We start from the raw sequence: 13,233 nt of genomic DNA on the forward strand, positions 1-13,233 counted from the left end.
CACCATCCTATTCATTAAAAGTATCTGGTAAATCATTCTCTAGTAAAACCATTGTCGGTTTTGTTGCGACTTTGTGCATTTCACTTAACGCATCTTGCAAATGATCTGCAACATATAGTTTATCTTCAGGATAACCAGCTTCTTTAAGGCCGTCTTGAAGTGGTTTTGTCTGTCTTTTTCCGACTAATATAATATAATCGCATTTATTAGCGGCATATTTTGCCCACTCTTTGTTTAGTTCGTATTCCTTATCTCCTAATTCAATCATCCCTGGTGTTACAAGCACCCGCTGTTCTTCCATACTGCCAAGAACATCGACTGCCATTTTTGAACCGACTGGATTTGAATTAAAACTATCATCAATAATCGTAATATTTCCATTTGATCTTTTCAGCTCAAGGCGATGTGGAACAGGAGCTAAGTTCCGGATCGGCTTAGCCATATCCTTTAAAGTCATTTTCATCTCTAACCCTAAAGCAATCGCAGCTAAAATGTTATACACATTATGTTTACCGAGCAGCTTTGTACGGAATCGTTCTTCTTCACCGCTTTTAAGCTTTACAGTAAACTCCATTCCTTTTCTGCTAAACGTAACATTTGATGCTTTAATATCTACATCTTCAGCATCGATGCCGTAATATACTTTGCGGCAATTGTTATTCGGACTGTATGACATGATATTTTCATCATCTTTGTTTAAGATCCCTACTCCGTTTTCCGGAAGTGTTTCAATAATTTCATATTTCGTTTTCTTAATATTTTCTAAGCTTTTAAAGGTTTCTAAATGTTGTTCACCAATAGCTGTCAACACACCGTAATGTTGGTTGACGAGTTCACATATTTCTTCGATGTCGCCTTTTTGTTTTGCTCCCATTTCAGCAATAAAAATATCGTGATATGGCTTTAACTGCTCACGAATCGTCCGGGTGACACCAAGTTTCGTGTTATAGCTTTCTGGTGTCATTAACACATTATATTTCGCAGACAATACCGCATGTACGAAGTGTTTGACACTCGTTTTCCCAAAACTTCCGGTAATCCCAATAACTTTTAAGTCTTTTGAAGAACGAACAAGCTTTTTTGCATCATTAACGTAGTATTCACTAATACGTTTTTCAATCGGTAAGTTGATCGTATTGGCTAATAAAACAACATAATAGGTGATGACATAACTACCTAGTAAAAGCAGCATCATCACAAATTCCATATTTGCTTGCTGTAAGATAAACGAGACTGCAGCAATTAGGACAAATAAAATAATCGCTGTCGTTAATAGACGCTTCACACGCGGTGTGTAAACGAGTTTCTTCTTCTCGATTTCCTTCGATCTCGTTAAAAATAACAGGACGAGTATGGCAACAGCTGTTAAAACTGGGACCAACTCTGACATAAAAAGTGCGAGAATAATCGGAACGGTCAGGAGAAGCTCCCGCTTTTGAATCACTTTTCCTTTATTTTTTGAAATCCAACGTATATAACGTTCATTTCGATATGAATTTAGTTGAAGCATGTGGATACTTTTGATTGTTTTTGCAATCACCGGTATGAACCAGATCGCAATGAATAATAAGGTGAATAATAGTATCATAACTGTCTATCCCTTTCTTTCATTCTCTAAAAATTTATCAACGATGACTAAAAATTGTTGGAGTTGATCCAAATAAGCATAATGACCTGCATTTTTTAAGACGACTAGTCCTGAGTCCGGGATAAGTTCTTCCATTCGTTGACCATCTGAAACAGGAGTAGCCGTATCATTTTCTCCAAACACAAGTAATGTAGGTACCTTTATTTCCGGCATCAAATGCTGTAAATCTTCATTGACAACTTTCACCATCGTTTGCTGCATGACACCACTTGAATTTTTATAGTCACTTGAACCGAGCTTTGATTTTACTTTCGTTAAAATATCGTCAGAATAGCGATTTAAACCAGGGAGCTTTAATATGTTTTTTGCAGCTTTAAACGTATACACTTTAACATAATAATTAGGCTTTCGCTTCGGCTTAATGCCAGCACTGCCAACGAGGATGACTTTTTTGATATTCCCGTATTTAGCTGAATAACAAATAGACATTCTTCCGCCAAATGAATGTCCTATTAAAATAGGTTGCTCAATCTCCAATTTTTCAATAAACGCTTTTAAAAAATCAGTATAATCTTCTATTCCCCACTGTTCTGGCGGTTCGTCACTTTCACCAAAGCCAGGTAAATCCAGCGTATATACTTGATGGTATTTCTTTAAATGATTATGAACTGGAGCAAACGCTTGAATATTTGCCCCCCAGCCGTGTAGCAAAATGACCGGTGTACCTTCACCCTCACATATATAATGCAGTTTCATATTATTTATCTCAACAAACATGACTTCCGCTCCTCACAAAGTGTATGAAATAATTATGTAGCAATAGTAAAGACACGAAAATATTCGTATATATATCTATTTTTATATCCTTCGTTGTTTAACTTAACTAAACTTTATGTTGTATATGCTATTTTAACCTATAAATGTGAACAAGGGACAATGGTTGAAAAATAATTTTTCCCATCATTTCTTAAATTCACATATCCTCTACAATGTTAATGGTTAGAATACTTGCTTTAACCATCATTAAAAACGACTTCATCGTTTTACATCTTATCATATTTTTACGTAAAAAGTGGTGTGTACTTATGTTTGAAACCAAAAAAGAAGTATTTTTATGAAAATTGATATACAGAGTACGTAATGACCTTTCGGATCACTGCTGAATGTTAATGTTTGTAAGCCAATTGTTTAAAAGCTCATCATACCATTCTATTGTTTCTTTTTCGCTTTTTGAATTAATAAACAAATATTCATCATTCATTTGCACGAAAATAAAGGGCGGTTCATTTTTGTATACGAATAGATGACCACTCCCCACCCCTTCAAGGTAATACCTTCCCTTTGCACGGTGACCAAATGTAAAACCGTGTGCTCGTGCTTGCACATCAGGCAACTGATCGACCAACTCTACATTCGTAATGTCTTCAATTAACCACTCATCCCCATAATAACCGGTAATACTAAAAACTTTGTCACTCACTTCTATTTCGTTTCTTTCGTAACTAGCCGTAAAAACAAACACAATAATACTAATTGTAATAAACTGTGTAAAGATTAAAATAATCATCGTTCTTACTTTGTTTTTCTTTACATCTGTTTTGTTGATTAATAATAAATGAGTAAACATGTAGACAACGACTGTTAAAAATGCACCTTGAACCGCAAATGGTATGTTTGCTAAATAGAGTAGCATCCCTATGAATAAGATAAGTCCGCTGTAAATCAACACTTTACCTACTGCTTGAGGATATCCTCTTTTCGCTAACGCTTCTTTTTCTTTCATATTTTTTAACGCATAGCCAGAAATTAAGTCATACATTCCTTTATTTAAAATCAAGTATCCACCTATAAACAATAAAAGCATCGGAATACATATTGTCATGACCACGATTACCGTTGATTCCATATACACCGCTCCTGATAGCTTTTATAAATACATAACCACCCAGAAACATCACGTACTCGAAGGAGCAAGCACTGTACACTCATTCTCGTTTTACATATATATTTTCAATGATGACTAGTTATGTAAAAATCGAAAAAAATCATTGTACAGTACGAATGACACCTTCTAAACATTCACTCCCTTCATTCCTATTCCATTTTTTTGTAAAAGGAAACTCTTATTTTATTTACGGTTTTAAAAAGAGGGGAAAAACCCCTCTTTTGCCTTATTCATACTCAAACGGTATAAAATGCTCGCACCAAAATTTATAAATTCCACATTCTTTAATAAAAACACTATTGCAGGATTTGTGCGATGGCATAATATAGCGGTATTCCAACAATCAAATTAAACGGAAATGTCACTCCAAGAGCTAATCCTAGATAAATCGATGGATTGGCTTCGGGAACGGAGGACCTTAAAGCAGCGGGTGCTGCAATGTAAGAGGCACTTCCTCCAAGTACGCCTAATAACATGCTGCCTCCAAGCGAAAGTCCAATCACACTCCCGACCATAACGCCAAAGGTTCCTCCAACAATTGGCATACAGATCCCAAATAACAATATGCCCCATCCTTGTTTTCGAACTTCAGGAAGACGTTGCCCTACGATTAATCCCATATTTAATAAAAATAAAATTAAGATGCTTCCATAAAGATCAATAAACAATGGTTTTACAGTAGGTAAAGCATCTTGGCCAACAAACCAACCGATTAGGAGACTGCCTATTAAAAGCAATACACTTTTTCCAAATAAACTTTCTTTAATTAACTCCTTATCAAACAATCCATTCATTATAGAAGAGTTTCCTGCCGTTATCCCTAATTGACGAGTAACTACTTTTCGGTCAATCGGTTTTTTCTGTATAACCCTTAACAAAAGCAAGGATATGAAAATGGCCGGACTCTCCATTAACACGACTAAAACATTCATAAACCCTTCATAATTAATTCCATTCTGATCGAGAAAAGATACGCCAGCTCCATAAGTTACAATACTGACCGACCCGTATGTCGCAGCTACCCCTATCGCATTATGAAGATCCATTTTCATAATACGAAGCACCATTAGTGACAGTACAGGAATGGTCATTCCCAAAAACAAAGCTGCCATAATCGGCTTCATGACGGTACCTATATCATAATGAGAGAGTTCAATTCCACCTTTAATCCCAATCGCAATTAAAAGGTAGATACTTAAAGCTTCACTGAGTCCATTAGGAAATTTCAAATCTGATTTAAATAAAGCAGCGATAATACCTAATACAAAAAATAATACTACTGGTGATAATAAATTCTGCAAAACGATATCGTACATTTTTTGATCAATCCTCTTTATGCTTTTTTTCCTCAATAAAAAAACCGGTATTAATAGCCATATAACGTACATCGTCAAATAGCTAAAATGATACCGGTTTACCTTCAACTCATTTCCATGTTTTGAAAGTCGCCCAATTTCTTATGACAATTTCTTTTGTAAATCACTTGATAATCTTAAAACCATGATTCGTTCACCGGTGCGGGTACTAATATCCGTGTGAAAACTTTGCACTTCTTCACCTGTCAAATCCCCTACCAGTTTGCTCAGTTGTTCTCGACCAGATTCCACTAAGTCAGAACGGATTTTCTTTACTGACAATAATCCTTCATGTGTGTCACAAAGCTTGTACTCTGCAGGTGTGAGGATTCCATTTAAAGCAACGATCACCATATCCCTAAGGATATCTGTTTTTACCGACACTGAACCTCGACCTAAATAATCCTTTTCCCATTGCGTTAAAGTTTTACTTATCTCAGCTTCCAATGATCCTTTTGTCCATTTTTTATTGTCCACTATTTGTACCTCCCTAAACTAAACCTCGCTTTTCGTTAAAGTGGTTCTCAGCATGCGAATGATGCTTGCATAAACACTCGTATGCTTTTGTAACCGTTTAATGGCGAAAGTCTTAGTTGTAGTTATACGATCATTCGTAGTTTTTATAAATTCTAATCGTATAAAAAAAGCGGTATATCTCATTTTCCACCATAAAATGGGCAAATGAAATATACCGCCTTATCATAATCTGAACCTTAACCTTGTCATTCCTTTTTCACACAGTCAATTTAATAAAAATTAACGGTCTGCTAAAGTAGACTTGGACTTGAGATTCCTATTACTTATCTTACGGATTATTATGAATAGACATATTATAGCCTTTTGCTATTTTTTCTGTCAACACTATTTTATCGAGGGTTGCACGACCTGAAGGATATACACGTCTATTTTCAAACAAATTCCGCACCTGCTCCATTCCATCATGTCCATAGTCGCATAACGTATATTATCCACGGTGAAAGGTGGTGCAATGATGGGATATTATAGCGATTACGGTTATGGAGGTTATGGTTATGGTTGCGGCTGTGGCTGTAGTGCTGATGCTGGTTATGGCTATGGATACCAACCTTCTTATGGAGGAAGCGGATTTACTTTATTAGTCGTTCTGTTCGTCCTTCTCGTAATCATTGGTGCATCATTCGTCAAATAAACCACTTGACACGACATGACATGGCAACCTCTTTAGAAGAGCGTCCAAAAAGGCGCTCTTTTTTTATTATAATCTTTTTTAAGCCACGGGTCTCTGCCTGTGTGAAAATAAACCTTTAACGGGTTTAATCGTGAATCGCATAGAAAAAAGAGCTAGGATATTTTTAGTAAATTCCCAGCTCGCCTTTCTCATTTTTACCGCTTTTGAGATAGCTCCACTTTTCATCTTTACGTGTGCTGATTTTCCCATTCTCTTTCTTTTTTACGGGCATAAATGTGGTGAACAATCGCATTTACAATAAAAATCAATGCCATAATACTAAAGAATACATTCCAACCTATCACATAATAAAAGCTGTAATTTCGTAAGTTCTCGATATACATCCCTGATGGATCGACAAAAGGGCTGATAAAATGGTAAATAATCAATGTTAACAAAATCGTCCCTATTACTTGTACTGTAATATAAACCGTTGTTTTTTTTCCAGTAAACTCTAATCTCTCAATAAAAACAAAGAAAAGGTATCCGACACTGACAAATATAAGAAAAAAGATTACTAATAAAGAAATAATAAGTGTAGCTTCATTAATCAACTCTATTCCCCCTCTGAAACACGACTCCATTTATTGTAAAATAAAACAGCTATTATAGATACGTCCAATTGTAAAAAAAGTTCCTTTTTTCTGTAAATAATAAGAAAAGTGCTATTGTCACGACATGAAAAAGTCTCAATAGCACTCCTACTAAACTAGTTCCCTAACTTCATCGTTACCTGCTCAACAACTTTTTCGGCGTCTGGACCGACTGCTTGAAGGGTTACGATCGCGCCTCCCTCTATTCCTAGTTTCATTAATTGAATTAAACTATTTACCGGGGTCCACGTTCCTTTATAAAAAATCTTCACTTGTGACTGATGGGACTCAATAACCTTGATGAGCTCAGTCCCTAAGCGTAAATGAATACCTTCGCAGTGTTTAATTATTACATTTTTTTCAATCATTCATCTTCGTTCCAATCTATAAGTTTTTCAAAACGCTCCACAAAATCTTGTTTTCGTTGTGAGTTTACAAGTAATGAAATGTGTTCTTCATTTTCAATAATCGCCGCAATTTCTGAAAGGATTTTTACTTGTTTTTCGTTTCCTCCAGCAATCCCTACAAATAAATAAGCTTCCCCTTCCTCGTAAGGAACGCCTTCGGGAAATTGTACTACGACAATTCCATCATTTTTAATCGAATCACTGTTTCGACTAATTCCGTGTGGAACAGCGACACCGTTTCCAAGGTACGTAGACATTTCTCTTTCTCTTTGTAGCATCTCAGAAGTATACCCCTCCGTTGTTAATCCAAGACGATGCATGATCGCCCCAACTTTTGTAATAGCATCTTCTATAGATTTTGCTTGTTCGCCTAATACGATATGGTCACTGTTAAGTAAAGGTGGATTTTTCCATCTCTCTACCAACGATACGACATCATTATAACTGCTATAGTCTGTTAAAGATGATAAGCCGTAAAAATAAACATCCGGTTGTACTTCTTTTGCACGTTTTCGCAGTCTCTCATGAGCCACAATAAGATCAACATCGTCAGGAACTTCATCTACAGATGAGTGGACAACTTTAACGTCTATGCCTCGTTGATTGAACCTCTTCCGTATCAAAGCTGCTCCCATTGCACTTGAGCCCATTCCTGCATCACAAGCGAAGGCTACTTTCTCTATTTTCTCTAATTGTTTATCTTTGCTCTTTGGCGGCGTTATTTCCTCTTCTTCATTACTTTCAATTGTCATCCCTTTTACTTTAAGCAAACCGTAAGAAATGAGGAAAGTCACAGTTGCTGATATTAATATTCCGGTAATAACAAATATGAGATCTTCACGTGAAGCGAGGGTAATAAAGACAATTACACTTCCTGGTGAGGGAGTCGAAACGAGGCCCGCTCCTGTCGTTTGAAAGAAAAGAACGCCTGTCATTCCACCAATGATCATTCCTAAAATAAGGATTGGTTTCCTTAAAACATACGGAAAGTAAACTTCATGAATACCTCCAATAGCATGGATCCCAAAAGACAATTTCACACCATTTTTTTCTTTCCCTTTTGAAATAAAGTAATACGCTGTTAACAACCCGATTCCAGGGCCTGGGTTCGACTCTAGCATAAAAAACATGGACTTCCCTATTTCTCTTGACTCCTGGATACCAAGCGGACTTAAGATGCCATGGTTCATCACATTATTAAAGAACAGAACCTTCCCTGGCTCAATGATCAAAGATATGAGTAACAGCCATTCAGAGTAGATGAATTGTTGAATCGTATTATTGACAATTTCCAACCCTAATGATAATAATGGCCCCATAAATAAGAGACCGATGATTGAAAAGACCGATGCCACAAAAGCAGCAACAAAGTTTTGAATTAGTAGTTCCATTCCTAAGGGCAAATTCGGCTCTAAATATTGATCGATTTTTTTCACTAAAAGTCCAATTAATGGACCAATGAACATAGCTACAATGATCATCGGATAAACACTAACACTAATAAAGCTTAGGATAACAATCGCAGCTATCACTCCGCCTCTCTGGTTACCGACCATCTTTCCTCCTGTATAGGCAATGAGTAAAGGTAGCAAATAATAAAACAGCGGTTCAATGAATTGCGATATTTCTTGATTCGGAAACCAGCCGTACTCTCCAAAGATGACACGTATCAAACCGATGGTAAGAATAATTGCGATGTTTTGAAAAAGAATTGCACTTAATAGACGTCCAAACCTATTCATAATGGGCTCCTTGTTTGGATGAAGCAGTCGTATGATAATAAGCGAACAATATTTTTCCTAGCTCATTTTTAACTTGTTCTTTATCACCTAAACACATCACACGTAAAAACTCGTCATCAACTAAGCTAGCACTAACTTCACTCATCATTTCAACGTATTCATCCGAAGCATTATTTGGAGTAGCTAACACAAGAAATCGATTGACTTCTTTTTCTTCTTCTCCCCATTTCATCGACTCTTCAACTGGGAATACTCCGATAAACAATTCACCTACCCCACTTGTTTTAGCATGGAGGGTGGCTAAAGAACCTAGTACAAATGCCCCCAATTGCTCACGTTCGAACAAGTCAGCGGCTAATTCACCAAAGTCAACAACTCCAGCATGATCTTTCACTTGTTCTGCTAAGGTCGGTATTACCATATCTGGACTGATCGATTCAATCTTTTGAAATGTAAAGTTTTTTAGCATTTGCAAAATCGCTTTTCCGTACTCTGTCTGGTTTATAACAAGATTTCGGAAAGTCATTTCACTTTCTGTTTGGCTTGATTGAATGATTGCTAGCTGCTGTTGAATGATCTCATAATCATTTTCTTGTAATAGTGGAGAAACGGTGCATATATGATCGTGTTTTACTGTTGGTAACTGCACTGTAGAAATGACAATGTCTACTGATGAATGGGTATCGAGCCATTGTTCGACCTTTTGGTAAGAAACTTTATCGATGATTTTGATGTTCTCAAATTCTTTCGATAGTTTCATCGCTAAATAACTAGATGTACCTAACCCACTAGCACATACAACTAAAGCAGTGAACGTATCTTTTTCTTTAGCTCTTAATATTGACGCACCAACATGCATCGTTAAAAAACCAACATCAGACTTCGGGATCGTATATCCGATTCTTTCAGAAAGTTTAGCTGCTGCTTTTTCACAATCTTTATATATATCTTGATACTCTAACTGAATTTGCCCAATTAATGGATTGTGAATTTCCAAGCCGAGCTTTAGCCTCTGTACGGTAGGAATAAAATGTGACACAAGACCTTGAATTAAGTACAAATCATGAGATAAAGAGAGTCCACTTTCTTTTTCTACTAATTTCGTAAAGTATCTCGCAAGGTCTTCCCAATATAACTCATCCCCACTTCGTTCTAACCCCATTTCCTTGCGTCCGCTTATTAACGCTCCTTGTAAATGTAGCGCAATATAATAAACTTCTTCATGAGGTAAGTTCATTTCAAGTGACTGTTCAATCTCATCACTAATCTCTTTTGCTAAATACAGTGATTCGTGGTCAATAAGTTCTTCTAATGACTCTTCATCTTTATAAATATTTTCACCATGTAATACCCTCTCAATTGCTAAACTTAAATGAACGATTAAATTGACATAACTTCGGTCAGAAAGGGTGAGCTTCTCTTCTTTATTTTCCAGTACTTTTATTACCGAATCTTTCGTTGCTTTAATTAAAGAAGAGTTTACAATCTGTAAAAACTTGTGTTCGTTTAAGTCACCATCTTCAATATGATGGAACAATTCCAGCCATTCTTCTACAGTTGCTTCATTATGAAGAAAAAGGGAGACAGCACGTCGAATCTGCCTCTCTCCCCCTTTAATGTATACCCCTGTCCCAGGCTTTCTAATGAGCTTTACATTTACAGACTGAAACCATTCTTCAATGACACCTAAATCGTAACTAATCGTGCCTTCTGTCACCATATACTTTCGGCTTAAAGCAAAGAGCTTAATCGGCTCCGTTGCTAAAAGTAGATCTATAGTAAGGCCTTTTTGTCGTTCCTTAGGCGAAAGGTAAACGATATCTTCCTCATTCGATAGGTAACCTTTTAGCTGCTCTATTGATTCAGGACTTCCATCTATAAATAATCCTTTACGAAATTTTTTTTCTAACAAACAGTCAAAAGATTCTAATAGTCTAGGAAGGCCTTGAATTTCACGTTGTATCGTTCTAACACTGACCTGTAAGGATTCAGCAAGCTCTCTTTGGAAAATTGGTTTTTGTTGTTCTAACATTTTTAGTAGTATCTGTTTTTGTCTAGTACCAATCATGAAGCAATCATCCCCTAATACTAGCGTTTGATTGTAATTTTACTAAACATTCTGTAAAATATATAGCAGAATAACAAATTATTAAGTTTTATTGTTCTTGGGAGGACTTCAGTTTTTCCTTAGGACGAGAAGATTCTAGCAGAAAACCATTACCTTCCCCCTTTTGTGTCTTTATAATCAACAATTATTATTAACAAAGCCAATCAGTTAAAATGCAAATCCCCTCTTATCCAACTACTTGGTTATTCCTTATTCAATGATATATCAGGAAATTTTCACCTGAACTTTTAATAAATTCTTATCTCTTGGACCTTCTAAGAATGATGGCATTTCTTCTAATGAGATACTCTTTGAAACTAACGGACTAACATCGATCCTTTTTTCCTTTAACCAATTGAAGGCAGGGATAAATGTATGGTTAATAGCCATCGAGCCGATCAATGTCCAATCTTTATAATATAGGTCAAAAGGATTCATCTTAATTTTTGCATCTGTTGGTGTTACTCCAAACTGTAGATATTTGCCGACTGGTCCAATAAAAGTTAATGCTTCTTCTATCACGTTCGGAATCCCCGTAGCATCGACAACGATATCAAAGCCTCTTGGCTGTATGGTTCTAGCCTCTTCTAGTTGTGCACTCGTAAAAACATGGGTAGCTCCCCATTCTTTTGCTAGCTGCAGTTTTTCTTCAGAGATATCAACAACAACTAACTGAGAGGCACCTGCAGCTTTGAACGACTGGACTAATTGTTGCCCCATCGCACCTGCTCCAAATAGCAGCACTTGGTCCCCTACTTTCATTTGGAGTCGGTGCATCGCATAAACAACACATGCAAGTGGCTCTATAAAAGCACCTTCTTCAAAGGACATCTCCTCAGGGAGAACCACCAAATTTTTATAAGGAACTTTAACATATTCAGCCATACTTCCATCTACAGTGTTTCCTAATGCTCCCCAATTTTCACAATGGTTCCCTCTATTGGTCATACAATACTCACATTTACCGCAAAATAATGATGGGTCTGCAGCAACTCGCTGCCCTTTTTGGAAAGAAGGGACCCCTTCCCCAACTTCATGAATAATACCTGAAAACTCATGTCCCGGTATGATCGGATAAGGAGATAAAAATTCCCCTTTATAGATATGAACATCCGTTCCACAAATCCCGACTTGACTGACCTTTACTGTTACTTCCCCCAGACCTGGTTTTGGATAAGGAACGTCTTTAATAACTGCTTTTCCTGGTTCTTCAATCACTAATGCTTTCATTCTTCCACCCCGCTTGGATAAATCATGATTTTTATACTCGAACCTTTATCGGTTCTTGCTAGTTCAACAGCTTCCTTAATTTCACATAGTGAATACTTGTGAGTTATAACATCTTCAATATTGTGTGACGAACCTTTTAAAGCCTGAATAGCACTAGGATAAGTATTTGCATAACGAAACACACCGTATAGATCGATTTCTGAATCGATGAAATGAGAAATATTCATTTCCGTTTTCTCTGTTGTTGGGAGGCCTACGAGAACAACGCGGCCACCTCGCTTTACCAGCTCGATTGTTGAGGAAATAACTTTACTGTTTCCAGACGTTTCAACAACGACATCTACCCCTTTATGATCGGTCGCCTTTGTTAGAAACTCTTCTACTGAATCTTCTAGTGGATTGATAGTTGCCGTGACACCTAATTCTTTCGCCTTTTGTAACCGGTAGGGGACAACATCACTCGCATATATTTCATTGACTCCATAAGCCTGAGCCGCTTTTATTGTTAACAAACCAATTGGGCCAAGGCCTGTTACTAATATGCGGTCAAACGGCTTTACATTCGCACGATTTAAAGCATGAAAACCAACTGATAATGGCTCTAACAACGCTCCTTCCTCATAGGAAAGGGAGTCAGGTAATTTATGCAAGAAGTCACTGCGAACTGTCACATACTCTGCCCAAGCCCCGTCAATCGGAGGTGTGGCCATAAATTCGACGTCAGGACAGAGGTTATAGCGACCGCTCTTACAAAAATCACAAGTACCGCATATAACCCCTGGTTCTACGGCAACACGATCACCAGGAACAACGTCTTTAACATCTGCCCCTACTTCAACAACATCTCCGGCTAATTCATGCCCTAGGATAAGTGGCTGTTTGACCACATATCGGCCAATCTTCCCGTACTCATAATAATGAACATCTGATCCACATATGCCGATACAACGAACCCTGACTAATGCTTCATTTTTTTTCGGTACAGGAATCTTTATTTCATTCACATCTATAGAAAATGGTTTATCAAGGATAGCTGCATTCATTGTTTTCTTTACCACT

Annotated in this window: 12 protein-coding genes; 1 reads left to right on the forward strand and 11 read right to left on the reverse strand. The window is 37.0% G+C overall.

Features of this window, described 5'->3' with window-relative positions; translation table 11 throughout:
• Positions 1–7: 7 nt before the first annotated feature.
• From CD001_RS22580 to CD001_RS22600, 5 genes are all read right to left on the reverse strand, one after another.
• Positions 8–1,588 carry a UDP-N-acetylmuramoyl-tripeptide--D-alanyl-D-alanine ligase gene (locus CD001_RS22580; RefSeq protein ID WP_096189863.1) on the reverse strand — a complete coding sequence of 527 codons (1,581 nt, stop codon included), beginning with the start codon at positions 1,586–1,588 and terminating at the stop codon, positions 8–10.
• A 6-nt stretch (positions 1,589–1,594) separates the two neighbouring features.
• Complete coding sequence (locus tag CD001_RS22585) at positions 1,595–2,365, reverse strand: alpha/beta fold hydrolase (RefSeq protein ID WP_096189864.1); 771 nt, start codon at positions 2,363–2,365, stop codon at positions 1,595–1,597.
• Positions 2,366–2,741: 376 nt separating this feature from the next.
• Positions 2,742–3,494: a DUF3784 domain-containing protein gene (locus CD001_RS22590; protein WP_096189865.1), complete on the reverse strand. Its 753-nt coding sequence runs from the start codon at positions 3,492–3,494 to the stop codon at positions 2,742–2,744.
• A gap of 335 nt (positions 3,495–3,829) precedes the next feature.
• Positions 3,830–4,849 carry a sodium-dependent bicarbonate transport family permease gene (locus tag CD001_RS22595; RefSeq protein ID WP_096189866.1) on the reverse strand — a complete coding sequence of 340 codons (1,020 nt, stop codon included), beginning with the start codon at positions 4,847–4,849 and terminating at the stop codon, positions 3,830–3,832.
• A 141-nt stretch (positions 4,850–4,990) separates the two neighbouring features.
• Positions 4,991–5,365, reverse strand: coding sequence for a DUF2294 domain-containing protein (locus tag CD001_RS22600; RefSeq protein WP_096189867.1), 375 nt, complete (start codon positions 5,363–5,365; stop codon positions 4,991–4,993).
• Positions 5,366–5,879: 514 nt separating this feature from the next.
• Here CD001_RS22600 and CD001_RS22605 point away from each other — a divergent pair.
• A complete protein-coding gene (locus CD001_RS22605) occupies positions 5,880–6,056 on the forward strand; it encodes a YjcZ family sporulation protein (RefSeq protein WP_096189868.1) in 177 nt (58 codons plus the stop codon).
• A 227-nt stretch (positions 6,057–6,283) separates the two neighbouring features.
• Here CD001_RS22605 and CD001_RS22610 read toward each other — a convergent pair whose 3' ends face one another.
• From CD001_RS22610 to CD001_RS22635, 6 genes are all read right to left on the reverse strand, one after another.
• Positions 6,284–6,649, reverse strand: coding sequence for a hypothetical protein (locus CD001_RS22610; RefSeq protein WP_096189869.1), 366 nt, complete (start codon positions 6,647–6,649; stop codon positions 6,284–6,286).
• A 155-nt stretch (positions 6,650–6,804) separates the two neighbouring features.
• The gene (locus CD001_RS22615) at positions 6,805–7,056 is read right to left on the reverse strand and encodes an HPr family phosphocarrier protein (protein ID WP_096189870.1); all 252 of its coding nucleotides are present in this window, start codon (positions 7,054–7,056) and stop codon (positions 6,805–6,807) included.
• Positions 7,053–8,837, reverse strand: a complete 1,785-nt coding sequence (locus tag CD001_RS22620) for a PTS sugar transporter subunit IIA (RefSeq protein ID WP_096189871.1) — start codon at positions 8,835–8,837, stop codon at positions 7,053–7,055. The genes CD001_RS22615 and CD001_RS22620 overlap by 4 nt, the downstream gene beginning before the upstream one ends.
• On the reverse strand, positions 8,830–10,905 hold the full coding sequence (locus CD001_RS22625) for a BglG family transcription antiterminator (RefSeq protein ID WP_096189872.1): 2,076 nt from the start codon (positions 10,903–10,905) through the stop codon (positions 8,830–8,832). Before CD001_RS22625 ends, CD001_RS22620 begins: the two co-directional genes overlap by 8 nt.
• Positions 10,906–11,169: 264 nt before the next feature.
• Positions 11,170–12,174, reverse strand: a complete 1,005-nt coding sequence (locus CD001_RS22630; RefSeq protein WP_096189873.1) for a zinc-dependent alcohol dehydrogenase family protein — start codon at positions 12,172–12,174, stop codon at positions 11,170–11,172.
• Positions 12,171–13,232 carry an NAD(P)-dependent alcohol dehydrogenase gene (locus CD001_RS22635; RefSeq protein ID WP_257009906.1) on the reverse strand — a complete coding sequence of 354 codons (1,062 nt, stop codon included), beginning with the start codon at positions 13,230–13,232 and terminating at the stop codon, positions 12,171–12,173. The genes CD001_RS22630 and CD001_RS22635 overlap by 4 nt, the downstream gene beginning before the upstream one ends.
• Position 13,233: the final 1 nt, after the last annotated feature.

Origin of the sequence: Evansella halocellulosilytica, assembly GCF_002335745.1 — a bacterium.
Lineage (GTDB): Bacteria > Bacillota > Bacilli > Bacillales > Salisediminibacteriaceae > Bacillus_CA > Bacillus_CA halocellulosilytica.

Coding starts and splice junctions, on each gene's coding strand:
- CD001_RS22595 (WP_096189866.1), bottom strand. CDS start 4,849: ATGTACGATATCGTTTTGCAGAATTTATTATCACCAGTAGTATTATTT.
- CD001_RS22580 (WP_096189863.1), bottom strand. CDS start 1,588: ATGATACTATTATTCACCTTATTATTCATTGCGATCTGGTTCATACCG.
- CD001_RS22625 (WP_096189872.1), bottom strand. CDS start 10,905: ATGATTGGTACTAGACAAAAACAGATACTACTAAAAATGTTAGAACAA.
- CD001_RS22585 (WP_096189864.1), bottom strand. CDS start 2,365: ATGTTTGTTGAGATAAATAATATGAAACTGCATTATATATGTGAGGGT.
- CD001_RS22590 (WP_096189865.1), bottom strand. CDS start 3,494: ATGGAATCAACGGTAATCGTGGTCATGACAATATGTATTCCGATGCTT.
- CD001_RS22605 (WP_096189868.1), top strand. CDS start 5,880: ATGGGATATTATAGCGATTACGGTTATGGAGGTTATGGTTATGGTTGC.
- CD001_RS22630 (WP_096189873.1), bottom strand. CDS start 12,174: ATGAAAGCATTAGTGATTGAAGAACCAGGAAAAGCAGTTATTAAAGAC.
- CD001_RS22620 (WP_096189871.1), bottom strand. CDS start 8,837: ATGAATAGGTTTGGACGTCTATTAAGTGCAATTCTTTTTCAAAACATC.
- CD001_RS22615 (WP_096189870.1), bottom strand. CDS start 7,056: ATGATTGAAAAAAATGTAATAATTAAACACTGCGAAGGTATTCATTTA.